This is a genomic window from Actinokineospora diospyrosa (genome assembly GCF_024171925.1).
In the GTDB taxonomy this organism is placed as follows: Bacteria; Actinomycetota; Actinomycetes; order Mycobacteriales; family Pseudonocardiaceae; genus Actinokineospora; species Actinokineospora diospyrosa.
The window spans coordinates 384580-398558 of the sequence record NZ_JAMTCO010000005.1 but is presented as its reverse complement, the minus strand read 5'-3'; the positions used below and the strand labels follow the sequence as shown (position 1 = coordinate 398558).

Here is a 13979-nt window from a genome sequence, read left to right as displayed (position 1 = left end):
TCCCCGACTTCCCAGGTGAGGACCGCACAGAGGAGCACCCGGCACGCGCGTTCGGCTTGTCTCGCCCGTCGAAGCGGCGGTAGGCCGGGACGGTGGCGGCGGGCGGGTCACTGAACGGGAGAAGGGGCTCAAAGAAGATGCGCATTCGCACCATCTGCTCGGTCGTGGTCGCCGCGTTGGCGGCGGTCACACTGGGATCCGTTCCCGCACAAGCTCAAGCACCGGGATCCGCGCTGGGTAGCTTGTCCACGAACCGGAGCACCGGGACAGACACCACAACCCCGATCTACACCACGCAGTACGGATGCCCCGCCGGGACCGATTCTTGGAGCCTGGACATCTTCGGCCCGGGCGGGTTCAGCACCGGCTTGCGCGCCACCGAACCGAACGACTTCGGCCTGTCGACAACGGGCCCGTTCCCGGCCCAGCAGAACCTGTCGTTCCGCGAGATCGCGGCGGCGCACAACACCACCGTCCAGCCGGGCGGCTACCGCACGGCGCTCTCCTGCCGCGACTCGTTCACCGGCGCGGTGCTCGGCGTGTTCGTCCTGAACTTCGCCTTCACCACACCCACCGACTACACCATTCTTCCCGTGGAGACCACGACGACCGCGTTGTCGGTCTCCCCCGCTGGGCACAGCGCCCACGGGACCCCGGTGACGTTGACCGCCTCGGTCTCCCCCGCGAACGCGATCGGCGTGGTCACCTTCCACAGCGGCGCCACGGTGTTGGGAGCCGCACCACTGGTCGGTGGTCGGGCGGAGCTGACCACCTCTTCGTTGCCAGTCGGGCCGCTGAGCATCGTGGCGGCGTTCGTCGGCGACCCCGCGCGCTACGTGAGCTCTGCGTCGCCTCCGGTCCCGCACGAGGTTTCCGGCGCGGGGGGTGCCTCGGCGAACATCACCACGACCGTCCTGCCCGGCGAGTTGTTGATCAGTGTGGACAACCGGGAGGTCGTCCTGCCGTCACCGGTGATGACCGCGGACGGTGCGCGGCTGGTCACGGCCGGGGTGCTCAACCCGGTGACCGTCACCGACACCCGCGCGGGCAACCCGGGCTGGAACGTCGCCGGGCAGGTGAGCGACTTCGTGTTCGGGGTGCACCGGATCAACGGCGCCAACCTCGGCTGGTCGCCCCGGCTGCTCGACAAGTCCGCGGCGCAGACCGTGTCGCCGGGGTCCGCTGTGCCTACCGCGGACGCCATCGCGCCAGGGGCGTCGCCGCTGCCTGGGCAGGGGCTCGCGGCGGCACGGACCTTGGCCGTCGCCGCGGCGTCGGGGGGCAACGGAACAGCTCGGCTCGTGGCCGATCTTTCGCTCGTGGTGCCGACTTTCACGGTGGCGGGGACCTACACCGCCACGCTGACCGTCACGGCGATCTAGGGCTGTGGGGGCGGCGCTCGACCAGGGGCAGGGAGCGCAGTTGGCGTTCCAGGTGCCACTGCAGCAGCGCCGCCACCAGGCCGCTCGCCTCGCGGCGGGCGGAGTCGGTGGACTCCTCCGCGGCGTCCCAGCGGCCGTTGGCCAGCGCGTCCATGAGGTCGAGGACCTCGAAAGGCGGGCTGGCCGAACCCGGCGGTTTGCACCCGGGGCAGACCGACCCCCCGGCGTGGACGTTGAACGCGCGGTGCGGGCCGGGTTCGCCGCAGCGGGCGCACTCGGCGATGGCCGGTGACCAGCCCGCGAAGGCCAGGGCGCGCAACAGGAACGCGTCGAGCACCAGGGAGGCGTCGCGCTGCCCGTCGGCCAGCGCCCGCAGCGCGCCAGCGACGAGCAGGTACAGCCGCAGCACCGGCTCGCCCTCCTCGGCGGACATCCGGTCGGCGGTCTCCAGCACCGCGCACGCGGCGGTGTAGCGCTGGTAGTCGCCGACGATGCCCGCGCCGAAGGCGTCGATGGTCTGCACCTGGGTGATCACGTCCAGCGTGCGGCCGGTGTAGAACTGCACGTCGACGTGGGCGAACGGCTCGACGCGGGCACCGAGGCGGGAGGTCGTGCGGCGCACGCCCTTGGCCACGGCGCGGACCTTGCCGTGCTTCTGGGTGATCAGCGTGATGATCCGGTCCGCCTCGCCGAGCTTCTGCACGCGCAGCACTACCCCGGTGTCGCGGTACAGGCTCACCAGCACATTCTCACACGTACAACCCGGTGCCCGGCACGTTGCGCACCACGAACCACAGGCACAGCACGACCAGGGCCGCGATCCGCGTCCAGCGCCAGTCCAGCCAGCTGCGCGCGCGGACGAGCTTGGCCACGGCCACCCACCCGAACAGCGCCACGAACAGCAGCGCCACCGCGTTGTAGTGCGCGGCGTCGGCGAGGCGGCCGTCGAGCAGGCTGAGCACCATGCGGGTGCCGCCGCAGCCGGGGCAGCACAGGCCGGTCAGCGCCTTGATCGGGCAGACCGGCCAGGCCACCTCAGAACCCGAGGCGGCGCAGCTGCTTGGGGTCGCGCTGCCAGTCCTTGGCGACCTTGACGTGCAGGTCCAGGTACACCCGGGTACCGAGCAGGACCTCGATCTGGCGGCGCGCGGTCGAGCCGACGTGCTTGAGCCGCTCGCCGCGGTGGCCGAGCACGATGCCCTTCTGGCTGGCCCGCTCCACGTACAGCAGCGCGTGCACGTCGATCATGTCGTCGCGGCCCTCGCGCGGGGTCATCTCCTCGATGGTGACCGCGATGGAGTGCGGCAGCTCGTCGCGCACGCCCTCCAGGGCCGCCTCGCGGATCAGCTCGGCGACCAGGGTGGTCTCCGGCTCGTCGGTCAGCTCGCCGCCCGGGTAGAGCTGCGGGCCCTCGGGCATCCGGTCGACCAGCAGGTCGGCCAGGGTGCTCACCTGGAAGCCGTCGACGGCCGAGACCGGGACCAGCTCGGCGAACTCCATGACCTCCTGCAGCGCCAGCAGCTGCTCGCCGACCTGGTCCGGCGAGACCAGGTCGGTCTTGGTGACGATCCCGATCACCGGCGTGCGCTTGGCGACCTTGGTCAGCTCGGCGGCGATGAACCGGTCGCCGGGCCCCACCTTCTGGTCGGCGGGCACGCAGAAGCCGACCACGTCAACCTCCGACCAGGTCTCCCGGACGATGTCGTTGAGCCGCTGGCCGAGCAGCGTCCGCGGCCGGTGCAGGCCGGGGGTGTCGACGATCACCAGCTGCGCGTCGTCGCGGTGCACGATGCCGCGGATGGCGTGCCGGGTGGTCTGCGGCTTGCTGGAGGTGATGGCGACCTTGGTGCCGACCAGCGCGTTGGTCAATGTCGACTTGCCCGCGTTGGGCCTGCCGACGAAACAGGCGAAACCGGAACGATGGCCCTGGGCGGTGCTTGTCACCAAGTCATTGTGCCCTTGCCGTCCCCAAGAGGCTGACGCGGTGCGGCCCGAGGGTGACGTGGCACCCGTGGGCCGACCGCGACGGACCTGGTGACGGGTCGATCCGCGACCTGGGTCCCGGCGCGACTCACCCCCGCACCAAGCCCAAGGACGTGCCGTAGGTGGTCAGCCGCGCGGGCAGGGTCGTCTTGATGGTGGGGCAGGCGGGCCGCCCCTCGTGCCACACCAGCGGGCACCCGCCACCGCAGATGGGGAAGATCGCGCAAGACGGGCAGTAGGCGCCGCTGGAGCCGCCCCGCAGGTCCTCGTACCAGCCGTCGTAGGCGCCGGACGGGCGGATGGCCGGGGTCTGGAGGTCGGTCACCCTGCCCAGCGCGGTGTGCTCGCGCCCCGGTACCAGCGGCTGCTCGGTGCACGAGTGCACCTTGCCCGCCGGGTCGATGACCTCGGCGGAACGGGTGACGGCGACGCACACGACGGGTTTGCGGGCCAACGGGAGCAGTGCCGTGGTGAGGCCGTGGTCGCGGTAGGCGGCGATCCAGCGCCGATCCACCTCGGCGGTGTCGTCGCCGTGGATGGCGAAGTCGCTGACGTCGTTGCCCCACGACCGGACCAGCGCCGTGTAGAACGCGACCCGGGGGTGCGCCAGCCCACCGTCGGCGACGGCCTTGGCGAACGCGGCGTGCTCCTCCTGGTTGGCCCGGCTGACGTTGGTGCGGATCGAGAAGCGCACCCCGGGCATCGACTCGTCGGCGCACGCGCTCGCGAGGGTGTGCACGATGCGGTCGAAGCTGCGCCTGCCGCCGCTGAGCGGACGCTGCCGGTCGTGGGTGTCGGCGACGCCGTCCAGGGTGATCTCGAACGAGCCGACCCGGCACTCCTGGTGCAGCCTGCGGATCTTGTCGACGGTGAGCAGGGACCCGTTGGTGGTCATCGACGCGTCGAACCGGACCCCGGCCTGGTCACAGGTCGCGGTCACCGCGGCGGAGATGTCGAGGATCTGCGCGTACCCCAACATCGGCTCGCCGCCGAACCAGGACACGCGCACCTGCTCGACGCCCGCAGCGGTGGTCGCGTGCCGGATCCGGGAGATCACCGCGGCCCGGTGCCCGGCGCTCTGCGCGCCCTTCACGTGCTTCTGCCCGCAGTAGCCGCACCCCATGTTGCAATAGGACGACGGCATGAGCACGAACGTCCGCTTCCGGGTGTCCCGGGACGCCCTGATGTTCTCCGCGACCACCTCGGCGAACTCGTCCGCGTCGTCGTCGACCAGGATGCCCGCCTCGGCCAACTGCGCGGCGGTAGCCGTGTCGAGGTCTTCCGGGCAGTCGACGACAGCGCGCAGCACCTCGTCGGCGAGCACGTACACCTGCCCGGTGGCCGACTGCAGCACCACTCGGACCGCGGTGCCCCCGGCGTCGAGCAGGACCGAGTCCGAGGGCACCAGGAACTGGCTGATCCGCATGGGACGCTCCCTTCGTACGGTGGCCGGGGACACGGCGGACCGCGTCCCCGGCCGGTTGGCCGATCAGGACCACTGTCAGCCGGAGCACCCGTTGTTGTTGATCGTGCACCCGTTGTTGTCGCCCAGCGGGGCGGACGCGTCGCCGTCCGGGGTCACGTTGAGCAGGACCTGCGAGGCCTGCGGCGAACCGGTGTCCGCCGTCGCGGTCGCGGCCCCACCGACGGCCAGTGCGCCCGCGGCGAGCACGACCGTCACCGCCTTGCGCACCGTCGACGCACCGCGCGGGTGCTGGGGATCGGTCATCTTGGTTCCTCTCTCCGGGCGCCGAGGACAGCGTGCTGACCACCGCTCCGGCACGCGGGCGACGGCGACCGACTAGGCGCTCTCACCAGTCATGAGCACCCAGGAAATATTGCACTCCAAGGATTTTCCGAACAGGGGCCAGCCAGGCACGTTGTCCACCAACGATTGTGGGCTGCGAGTGAGCGCGGAATGCCTGCCACTAGTGCACAAGACTGAGCGCATCGGCCTGACGAGTACGGGATTTCCCACAAGTGCGGACCCACCCCGGACGTCCGGCGGAGCGCGGGTGCCCTGGTCCACCCGCCGCCCGTCACCTGTCGTCGGCCGTCCACACCCCGTGGTGTGTCCCTGGCGTGGGCTACTTGCCGCGGGGTGGGCTGACGCGGTTGAGGGTGAGGGTGGCGGGGAGGTCGGTGGCGGGGCCGCCGTTGGTGAGCCAGGTGTCTATGTCGTCGAGGACGGCGTCGTCCAGGACGAAGCCGAGCCAGATGGGTTTGGTGCCTTTCGCCTGCACCACAACGACGTTCGAGGTCTCGCAGGTGTCCAGGCACTCGGAGACGCGGATCGCCCCGCCGTGGCGGGCGGCGATGTCGCGCAGGCGGGCCAGCTGGCGGCCGTGGTCGACGGTGGGGTGTTTGCGGACGGTTCCGCAGCAGCAATCCCGGCAGACCGTGACGAGGACGCTCACGTGAGGACGTCGACGACGGTGCCCGAGGCGTCGGCGCGCAGGACCGGGGCGTCGGCGGTGAGGTCGCGGACGGCGGCGAGCGAGGCGGCGTCGACCTCGCCCGCGTCGGTCACCACGGCGGCGGCTTCGAGGCCCTCGGCGCCGCTGGACACGGCGGCGGCCACGGCGGCCTGCAGGGCGGTGAGGCGCAGCGAGGGCAGCGCGACCGTCGCGGCGGCGTAGGTGCGGCCGTCGGTGTCGCGCACAGCGGCCCCCTCGGCGGCACCCGTGCGGGCCCGGCTGGACCGGGCGAGGGTGACGATCTTGGCGTCCTCCTGGTCGAGCTCAGCCACGCTCACCGCTCCTCTCCCACTGCTGCTCGTCGGCCGGGGTGGTGTCGACGGGGTCGTCCTCGGCCCCGTCGTCGCGGGGCCGCTCGACCGGGCGCACCACGACCGAGGTGATCCGCACCCGGCCGCGGTTGTCCTTGCCGCCCTCGGCCCGCAACCGTAGTCCGGTGATCTCCGCCTCGGCGCCGGGAAGTGGCACACGTCCCAACCGCTGGGCGAGCAGACCGCCGACGGTCTCCACGTCCTGGTCCTCCAGCCGCAGCCCGAACAGCGCGCCGAGGTCCTCGACCGGCAGCCGGGAGCTGACCCGCACCGCGCCGTCCTCGAGGTGCTCGACCGGGGGCCGGTCGTCGGTGTCGGACTCGTCGGTGATCTCGCCGACGATCTCCTCCAGGATGTCCTCGATGGTGAGCAGGCCCGCGGTGCCGCCGTACTCGTCGACGGCGATGGCGATGTGGTTCTTCGACACCTGCATCTCGCGCAGCAGGTCGTCGAGCCGCTTGGTGTCGGGCACGAACACCGCCGCGCCCATCACCGCGGCGACCGGGACCAGCCGGTCCCCCGCCTCCAGGGTCGCGCGCACCAGGTCCTTGAGGTTGACCACGCCCACCACGTCGTCGACGCTCTCGCCGATGACCGGGATGCGGGTGTAGCCGGTGCGCAGCGACAGCGCGAGCGCCTGGCGCGCGGTCTTGGTCTGCTCGATCCACACCATCTCGGTGCGCGGGACCATGACCTCGCGGGCGATCGTGCCGCGCAGCTCGAACACCGAGTGGATCATCTCGCGCTCGTCGGCGTCCACGACGCCGCGCTCCTGGGCCATGTCGACCAGCTCGCGCAGTTCCACTTCGGACGAGAACGGGCCCTCGCGGAAACCCTTGCCGGGGGTGATGGCGTTGCCGACGAGGATCAGGAACCGGGAGAGCGGGCCGAGGACCGACCCGAGCACGCGCACCGGTCCGGCGGCGATCAGCCCGACGCCGTAGGGGTGTTGGCGGCCGATGGTGCGCGGTCCGACGCCGACGAGCACATAGGACACGACGATCATGCCGACCGCGGCGACGAGCCCGGCGACCCAGGCGGGGCTGATCGAGCGGGCGCAGACGAAGGTGACCATCACCGTCGCGGCCAGTTCGCAGCCCAGCCGCAGCAGGAGCAGCAGGTTGATGTGCCGCGGCCGTTCGGCGACCACGGCGAGCAACTGCTTCGCCCCGGCCCGGCCCGAGCGCACCAAGCCCTCGACGCGCGCGGTGGACACCGCGGAGAGCGACGCGTCGGCCGCGGCGAAGCACCCCGCGGCGAGGATGAGCAGGACGGCGATGACCAGCAGACCGGCCGAGTCGGCGGACACCTCGGGTCAGTCCTCCGCTTCGGTGAGGCCGACGGCGCCGAGGAGCTTGTCGTCCTCGACCCGCTGCGCGGCGCGGCGCTTGGCGTCGGCGGCCGCGGTGCGGAAGTCGGCGAGGATCCGCTTCTGCAGCGCGAACATCTCGCGCTCCTCGGCCGGTTCGGCGTGGTCGTAGCCGAGCAGGTGCAGCACACCGTGCACGGTCAGCAGGTGCAGCTCGTCGATGAGGCTGTGGCCCGCGGTGCGCGCCTGGTCCTTGGCGAAGGCCGGGCACAGCACGATGTCGCCCAGCAGCGCCGGGCCGGACTCCGAGGCGTCCGGTCGGCGCGCGGAGTCCAGCTCGTCCATCGGGAAGGCCATCACGTCGGTGGGACCGGGCAGGTCCATCCACCGCTCGTGCAGGTCGGCCATGACGTCCAGCTCGACAAGCAGCACCGAGAGCTCGGCGAGCTTGCTGACGTTCATCCGGTCCAGGGCGAAGCGGGCCGCCGCGACGATGGACGCCTCGTCGACCGCCACCCCGGACTCGTTGGCGATCTCGATACTCACCGGGTCATTGTCCCCGCACGCCCTACCGGCCGCCGCGCCTGCCCCCGGCGCGGACCGGGCCGCGCTGGGCGGCGACCTCGTTGTCGGCCGCGTCCTGGGCGACCTGCCAGCGCTCGTAGGCGTCGACGATGTCGCCGACGAGCCGGTGGCGGACCACGTCGGCGCTGCTGAGCTGGGCGAAGTGCACGTCGTCCACGCCGTCGAGGATGTCCTTGACCACCTTGAGGCCCGAGCGCTGCCCACCGGGCAGGTCGATCTGGGTGGTGTCGCCGGTGACCACGATCTTGGAGCCGAAGCCGAGCCGGGTGAGGAACATCTTCATCTGCTCGGGCGTGGTGTTCTGCGCCTCGTCGAGGATGATGAACGCGTCGTTGAGGGTGCGGCCGCGCATGTAGGCCAGCGGGGCGACCTCGATGGTGCCCGCCTGCATCAGCCGCGGGATCGACTCGGGGTCGATCATGTCGTGCAGCGCGTCGTAGAGCGGGCGCAGGTACGGGTCGATCTTCTCGAACAGCGTGCCTGGCAGGAAGCCCAGCCGCTCGCCCGCCTCGACCGCGGGCCGGGTGAGGATGATCCGGCTGACCTGCTTGGCCTGCAGCGCCTGCACGGCCTTCGCCATCGCCAGGTACGTCTTGCCGGTGCCCGCCGGGCCGATGCCGAAGACGATCGTGTTGGCGTCGATGGCGTCGACGTAGTGCTTCTGGTTGAGGGTCTTGGGGCGGATGGTGCGCCCGCGCCTGGAGAGGATGTCGAGGCTGAGGACCTCGGCTGGCGATTCGGCGGAGTTGGCCGACAGCATCGCCACGGTGCGCCGGACGGTGTCCGGCCCGACCTGCTGGCCGCGGGCGGCCAGGGTGGTGAGTTCGGTGAAGACGCGCTCGGCGAAGGCGACGTCGGCCGGGTCGCCCGACAGCGTCACCTCGTTGCCGCGCACGTGCACGTCGGCGACGAGGAGTTCTTCGGCGAGGCGGAGGTTCTCGTCGCGGGAGCCGAGCAGGGCCAGCACGGCCCCCTCCGGTATCGCGAACCTCGACTGCGCGTCGTGGGCGGCGGTAGGACGGGGGTCTCCCCCAGGTGCGGTACCCGTCACGTGCTCTCTGTCCCGCCTTCTGCGCCCACGCGCTCTCCGTATCCGACCCCCTCGATGCTAGTCCCCACCCCACCCCACCGCACCGAAAAAAGCCCTACCGCCCAAACCCGGCGAGCTGTTCGCCGCCGAGGACGTGCAGGTGGGCGTGGAAGACGGTGCGGCAAGCGTCATCGCCGGTGTTGAACACAAAGCGGTACCCGGATTCCGCGATCCCCTCGATCTCGGCGACCGCAACCCCTGCGGAGAGAACAGCCGCCAACAACTCGGGTTTGCCCGACAACGCCGCAGCGTCCTCGTGGTGCTCGCGCGGCACCACCAACACGTGCACCCGCGCTTGCGGACTGATGTCCCGGAACGCGTACACATCGTCGTCCTCATACACAACCGACGACGGAATCTCCCCACCCAAAATCCCACAAAACAAACACCCACTCATACCCCCCAACCTACCCAAGCCTCACCGCACAGCGAACGTGACCGCACAGTGAAGGTCGAGTGACTGGGTCGAGAGCAACCGCACCGTGGGCTACAACCCCATCGGTCACACTCGACGCAACGGGCCGGTAGGCCCGAGCGATCCCACGCTGGGTCGAGAGTGATCGCACCGTGGGCGACAGCCCCATTGGTTACATACCTTGATGCGATGACCGAAGGTCGAGCGAACCCCGCTGGTTCCGGCGCCTGCCGCACCGTGGGGGTCCGGGGGCTCGGGCCCCCGGGTATGACATCCGCGCGGCGCAACCGGGAAGGGAGTTCACTCCCGAACAGGCTGAGGGAAGCCGCGCGGGCGGTGAAGCCTGGGGGTCGCTCCACCGCCCCGCGCGGCGCCGCCGGACCGAGGGGGGAGGTGTCCGGCGGTAGTCAGGTGAATGCGCTTCGGAATAACTGAAACGCTTTGCGGATAAAGGGTAAACCCTGGGCCTTGCTAGCGCCAGCGGGCGGTCAAGGCGCCGAGGGCCCCTAGAGCGACCGCGGCGGCGGTGGAAGTCCGCAGCACGGCGGGTCCGAGCCGGACTGGGAGCGCTCCTACCTGCTCAAGGGCGGTGAGCTCGGCGGGGGCGATGCCGCCCTCCGGCCCGACCACCAGCACAAGATCACCCGATTCGGGTAGCGCCAGGTCGGCCAATCGGGTGGCCAGGTTGGCCTCGAGCACGAGGGTCGTGGCGCTCGCCCCGGCCAGGTCGAGCAGCCCTGGCAGGCCGACCGGGTCGAGGACCTGCGGCACCCAGGGCCGTCGGGCCTGTTTGGCGGCCTCGCGCGCGGTGCTCCGCCAGCGGGACAACGCCTTCTCGCCGCGCGGACCGTCTTCCCACTTGGCGACGCTGCGGCTGGCGCGCCACGGGACGACCGCGTCGACGCCCGCCTCGGTGGCGAGTTCGACGGCGAGTTCGCCGCGGTCGCCCTTCACCAACGCCTGCGCCAGAACCACCCGCAACGAGGGCTGCGGTTCGGTCCAGCGCCGGTCTACCGTCAGGTCGAGGAAGTCCTTGCCCGCCACGGCAACCACGCACTCGGCGACGGTTCCGCGACCGTCGCCGACGAGCAGCCGCTCCCCCGCGCGCAGTCGCCGCACGGCCGCCGCGTGCCTGCCCTCGGGGCCGTCCAACGTGAACGACTCGCCCGGGGGCAGGGCGTCGACCAGGAACTGCGCCAGGGTCATCGGCGGGAGCGCAGGCGGGAGAACAGGCCGCCGGTGCGGCCGGTGGCGTTCGCCAGGGTGTGCTGTTCCTCCCCGCGCAGGGTGGCAAGTTCGCGCAGCAGTTCGGTTTGCCTGGCGTCGAGCCGGGTCGGGATCTCGACCTCGATGTGCACGTGCAGGTCGCCGCGCCCGTCGACCCGGCCGGTGGAGCGCAGCCGCGGCAGGCCGCGACCGGTCAGCACCAACTCGGCCTCGGGCTGGGTGCCCGGTTCGAGTTCCAGTTCGATGCGCCCGTCGATGGCTTCCAGCGGCACGACAGCACCCAGCACCGCGGTCGTCATCGGGACGCGCAAAGTGCAGTGCAGGTCCGCACCTTCACGCTCAAAGGTGCTGTGCTGCAACTCCTCAACCTCTATGTAGAGGTCACCGGCAGGGCCACCGCCGGGGCCTACCTCGCCTTGGCCGGAAAGCCTTACCCGCATACCGTCCGCGACACCGGGCGGGATCTTCGCGGTGATCGTGCGCCGCGCCCGGACCCGGCCCTCGCCCGCGCACTGGCGGCACGGGTCGGGGATGACCTCGCCGAGACCGCGGCACGTGGGGCAGGCGCGCGCGGTGACGACCTGGCCGAGGAACGAGCGCTGCACCGACTGGACCTCGCCGCGGCCACCGCAGGTGTCGCAGGTGATCGGGCTGCTGCCGTCGGCGCACCCGGAGCCGCGGCACAGGTCGCACAGGATCGCGGTCTCCACCGCGATCTCGCGGCTGATCCCGCTCGCGCACTCCTCCAGGGTCATCTGGATGCGCAGCAGCGCGTCCGAGCCAGGCTGCACCCGGCTGCGCGGGCCGCGCCCGCCACCGCCGCCGCCCGCCGCGCCGAAGAACGCGTCCATGATGTCGCCGAGGCCGAACCCGCCGAACGGGTCGCGACCACCGCCGCCCCCGCCGCCGCCGTTGCCGAGCGGGTCACCGCCCATGTCGACGATCTTGCGCTTCTGCGGGTCGGACAGGACCTCGTAGGCCGCGGTGACCTCGCGGAAGCGGGTTTGCGCCGCCTCGTCCGGGTTGACGTCGGGGTGCAGCTCACGCGCGAGCTTGCGGTAGGCGCGCTTGATCTCCTCGGAGGTCGCGTCCTGACGCACCCCGAGCGTGCCGTAGTAATCCCTCGCCACCTGTCCAGTCCTCCTGCCCCGGGCATGCCGGGGCCCGTTGATACCTGTGTCGACCCTCTACCGACCGAGGATCTCGCCGACGTAGTTCGCCACCGCGCGGACCGCGGCGATGTTCGTGGGGTAGTCCATCCTGGTCGGCCCGACGACGCCCATCCCGCCCAACAGGGTGGCACGGGTGCCGTAGCCGATGGACACCACCGAGGTGGAACGCATCTCCTCGGCCTCGTTCTCGCCGCCGATGCGCACCGTGATGGTGCCCGGGTCGGCGGTCGCCGCGAGCAGCTTCAGCACCACGACCTGCTCCTCGAGCGCCTCGAGGACCTGGCGCAGCGAGTTCGGGAAGTCGGCGACGTTGCGGGTCAGGTTCGCCGTGCCGCCGAGCACCAGCCGCTCCTCGGGGTGCTCGACGAGCGACTCGACCAGCACGGTGGCCAGCGTGGTGACCACCTCGCGCAGCTCGCCGGGCGCGCTCTCGGGCATCTCGGCGACGCTGGCCGCGGCGTCGGCGAGGCGCTTGCCAGCCAGGGTGGTGTTGAGCATGGTGCGCAGCCGCGCGGTGTCCTCGTCGGTGACCACGTCGCCGAGGTCGACCATCCGCTGGTCGACCCGGCCGGTGTCGGTGATCAGCACCAGCATCAGCCGGGCCGGGGTGATGTTCACCAGCTCGACGTGGCGCACGGTGGAGGTGGTCAGCGTCGGGTACTGGATCACCGCGACCTGCCGGGTCAGCTGGGCCAGCAGCCGCACGCTGCGGCGCATCACGTCGTCGAGGTCGATGGCGCCGCCGAGGAAGCTCTGGATGGCCCGGCGCTCGGCGGTCGAGAGCGGCTTGACCTCGCTGAGCCGGTCGACGAAGAGCCGGTAGCCCTTGTCGGTGGGGATGCGGCCCGCGCTGGTGTGCGGCTGGGTGATGTAGCCGTCCTCCTCCAGCGAGGCCATGTCGTTGCGCACGGTGGCGCTGGAGACGCCGAGGTTGTGCCGCTCGACGATCGCCTTGGACGCCACCGGTTCGTGGTCGCGCACGTAGTCGGCGACGATCGCGCGCAGCACCTCGAAGCGCCGCTCGTCGGAACTGACCACGGGCCACCTCCCTCGTCCGTGTGCGCGGGCCCCGGACCAAGTTTACGGAGCGCGCCCCGGCGGCGGCGGTTAGCGGGTCCTGCCCGCCTGCCGCAGGTTGCGCAACGCCGCCGACGCGGCGATCCGGATGATCGGGTCCTCGTGGTCGGCGGCGGCGGCGATGATCTCCGTGGACCGCGGTCCGCCGATCAGGCTGGCCAGGTACAGCGCCTTGCAGGCGAGCACCGTGTCCGCCCGGGTGGCGAGTTCGGCCAGGTGGGGTAAGGCGTCGTCGCCGAGCTCGGCGGCGTACTCGTAGTCGACCTCGGCCCCGGAGAGCCGCTGCCGGACGTGCTGGATGGTGACCGCCATCGCTGGGACCCCTTCACCTGGACACAGTTCTGCTGCCGACAAGGAGGTCACCCGCCCGTACCAGATACGCCACACGACGAATCCGGGTCCAAGGTCCCGAACCAGACGGCACCACGACGCGACGCCGACCGTTGATCGACGACCGAGGACACTGTGGGCATGGCGAACTGGGGGCCGCGGTGCGCTGCGGTGGTGAGCGCGGCGGCGCTGCTGGTGGGATGTACGACCGCCGAACGGCAGGAGGCCGGGCCGACGACCGAACCGACGGCGACCCAGCCGTGGCGTGCGCCGGAGTCCGTGTGCGCCACCTACTCGGAACGCGTGGACGTCTTGTTCGACGACGACGAGTCCATGCTCAAGGGCAAGGACGTGATCCAGGCGAACCCGGCCACGGTCCGGATCGGTACCGAAACCCGGCAGCAGGCCCTGGAGAGGTTCCGGTACATGTTCGAGAACCAGCCCGACATAAGTCGGCTCGCCCGTGTGGAGGCGATGCCCGCTTCGCTCTACGTCGTGGTGCGGCCGGGGACCGATCGCCAAGAGTTGGCCCAGCGGTTGCGGGCCGACCTCATCGGGGTCGAGGACGTCCAGGCGGATCCGTGCACACCGCGTTATCCGATCCCGACCTCGTGAGCCGAC

Annotated in this window: 17 protein-coding genes; 2 read left to right on the top strand and 15 right to left on the bottom strand. The window is 71.3% G+C overall.

Annotation, left to right across the window (positions count from 1 at the left end; genetic code table 11):
- Nucleotides 1–137: 137 nt before the first annotated feature.
- Entirely contained in the window at nt 138–1382 is a 1245-nt protein-coding gene (locus LV75_RS11300; RefSeq protein ID WP_253886767.1) for an Ig-like domain-containing protein, read from the top strand.
- Here LV75_RS11300 and recO read toward each other — a convergent pair.
- The 15 genes from recO to LV75_RS11225 form a co-directional block, all read right to left on the bottom strand.
- Complete coding sequence (recO, locus tag LV75_RS11295) at nt 1369–2121, bottom strand: DNA repair protein RecO (protein WP_253886766.1); 753 nt, start codon at nt 2119–2121, stop codon at nt 1369–1371. The genes LV75_RS11300 and recO overlap by 14 nt on opposite strands.
- A 10-nt stretch (nt 2122–2131) precedes the next feature.
- Nucleotides 2132–2416, bottom strand: coding sequence for a DUF2752 domain-containing protein (locus LV75_RS11290; RefSeq protein WP_253886765.1), 285 nt, complete (start codon nt 2414–2416; stop codon nt 2132–2134).
- A 1-nt stretch (nt 2417) separates the two neighbouring features.
- A complete protein-coding gene (era, locus tag LV75_RS11285; protein WP_253886764.1) occupies nt 2418–3326 on the bottom strand; it encodes a GTPase Era in 909 nt (302 codons plus the stop codon).
- Nucleotides 3327–3453: 127 nt separating this feature from the next.
- Entirely contained in the window at nt 3454–4791 is a 1338-nt protein-coding gene (locus tag LV75_RS11280; RefSeq protein ID WP_253886763.1) for a radical SAM/SPASM domain-containing protein, read from the bottom strand.
- Between the two features lie 75 nt (nt 4792–4866).
- Complete coding sequence (locus tag LV75_RS11275; RefSeq protein WP_253886762.1) at nt 4867–5094, bottom strand: hypothetical protein; 228 nt, start codon at nt 5092–5094, stop codon at nt 4867–4869.
- A 358-nt stretch (nt 5095–5452) separates the two neighbouring features.
- Nucleotides 5453–5782: a (2Fe-2S) ferredoxin domain-containing protein gene (locus LV75_RS11270; protein WP_253886761.1), complete on the bottom strand. Its 330-nt coding sequence runs from the start codon at nt 5780–5782 to the stop codon at nt 5453–5455.
- On the bottom strand, nt 5779–6114 hold the full coding sequence (locus LV75_RS11265; protein WP_253886760.1) for a cytidine deaminase-like protein: 336 nt from the start codon (nt 6112–6114) through the stop codon (nt 5779–5781). The genes LV75_RS11270 and LV75_RS11265 overlap by 4 nt, the downstream gene beginning before the upstream one ends.
- Nucleotides 6107–7462 carry a hemolysin family protein gene (locus LV75_RS11260; RefSeq protein ID WP_253886759.1) on the bottom strand — a complete coding sequence of 452 codons (1356 nt, stop codon included), beginning with the start codon at nt 7460–7462 and terminating at the stop codon, nt 6107–6109. The genes LV75_RS11265 and LV75_RS11260 overlap by 8 nt, the downstream gene beginning before the upstream one ends.
- A 6-nt stretch (nt 7463–7468) precedes the next feature.
- The gene (gene ybeY, locus LV75_RS11255; RefSeq protein ID WP_253886758.1) at nt 7469–8008 is read right to left on the bottom strand and encodes an rRNA maturation RNase YbeY; all 540 of its coding nucleotides are present in this window, start codon (nt 8006–8008) and stop codon (nt 7469–7471) included.
- A gap of 22 nt (nt 8009–8030) precedes the next feature.
- Entirely contained in the window at nt 8031–9098 is a 1068-nt protein-coding gene (locus LV75_RS11250) for a PhoH family protein (RefSeq protein ID WP_253886757.1), read from the bottom strand.
- Nucleotides 9099–9192: 94 nt separating this feature from the next.
- Nucleotides 9193–9534 carry a histidine triad nucleotide-binding protein gene (locus LV75_RS11245; protein WP_253886756.1) on the bottom strand — a complete coding sequence of 114 codons (342 nt, stop codon included), beginning with the start codon at nt 9532–9534 and terminating at the stop codon, nt 9193–9195.
- 489 nt (nt 9535–10023) lie between these two features.
- On the bottom strand, nt 10024–10758 hold the full coding sequence (locus LV75_RS11240) for a 16S rRNA (uracil(1498)-N(3))-methyltransferase (RefSeq protein WP_253886755.1): 735 nt from the start codon (nt 10756–10758) through the stop codon (nt 10024–10026).
- Complete coding sequence (gene dnaJ, locus LV75_RS11235) at nt 10755–11909, bottom strand: molecular chaperone DnaJ (RefSeq protein WP_253886754.1); 1155 nt, start codon at nt 11907–11909, stop codon at nt 10755–10757. The genes LV75_RS11240 and dnaJ overlap by 4 nt, the downstream gene beginning before the upstream one ends.
- Before the next feature lie 57 nt (nt 11910–11966).
- A complete protein-coding gene (gene hrcA, locus LV75_RS11230; RefSeq protein ID WP_253886753.1) occupies nt 11967–12989 on the bottom strand; it encodes a heat-inducible transcriptional repressor HrcA in 1023 nt (340 codons plus the stop codon).
- Between the two features lie 69 nt (nt 12990–13058).
- On the bottom strand, nt 13059–13340 hold the full coding sequence (locus tag LV75_RS11225; protein ID WP_253886752.1) for a hypothetical protein: 282 nt from the start codon (nt 13338–13340) through the stop codon (nt 13059–13061).
- A gap of 159 nt (nt 13341–13499) precedes the next feature.
- On the opposite strand from LV75_RS11225, the gene LV75_RS11220 reads away from it, so the two are divergent.
- A complete protein-coding gene (locus LV75_RS11220; RefSeq protein ID WP_253886751.1) occupies nt 13500–13973 on the top strand; it encodes a permease-like cell division protein FtsX in 474 nt (157 codons plus the stop codon).
- Nucleotides 13974–13979 lie beyond the last annotated feature (6 nt).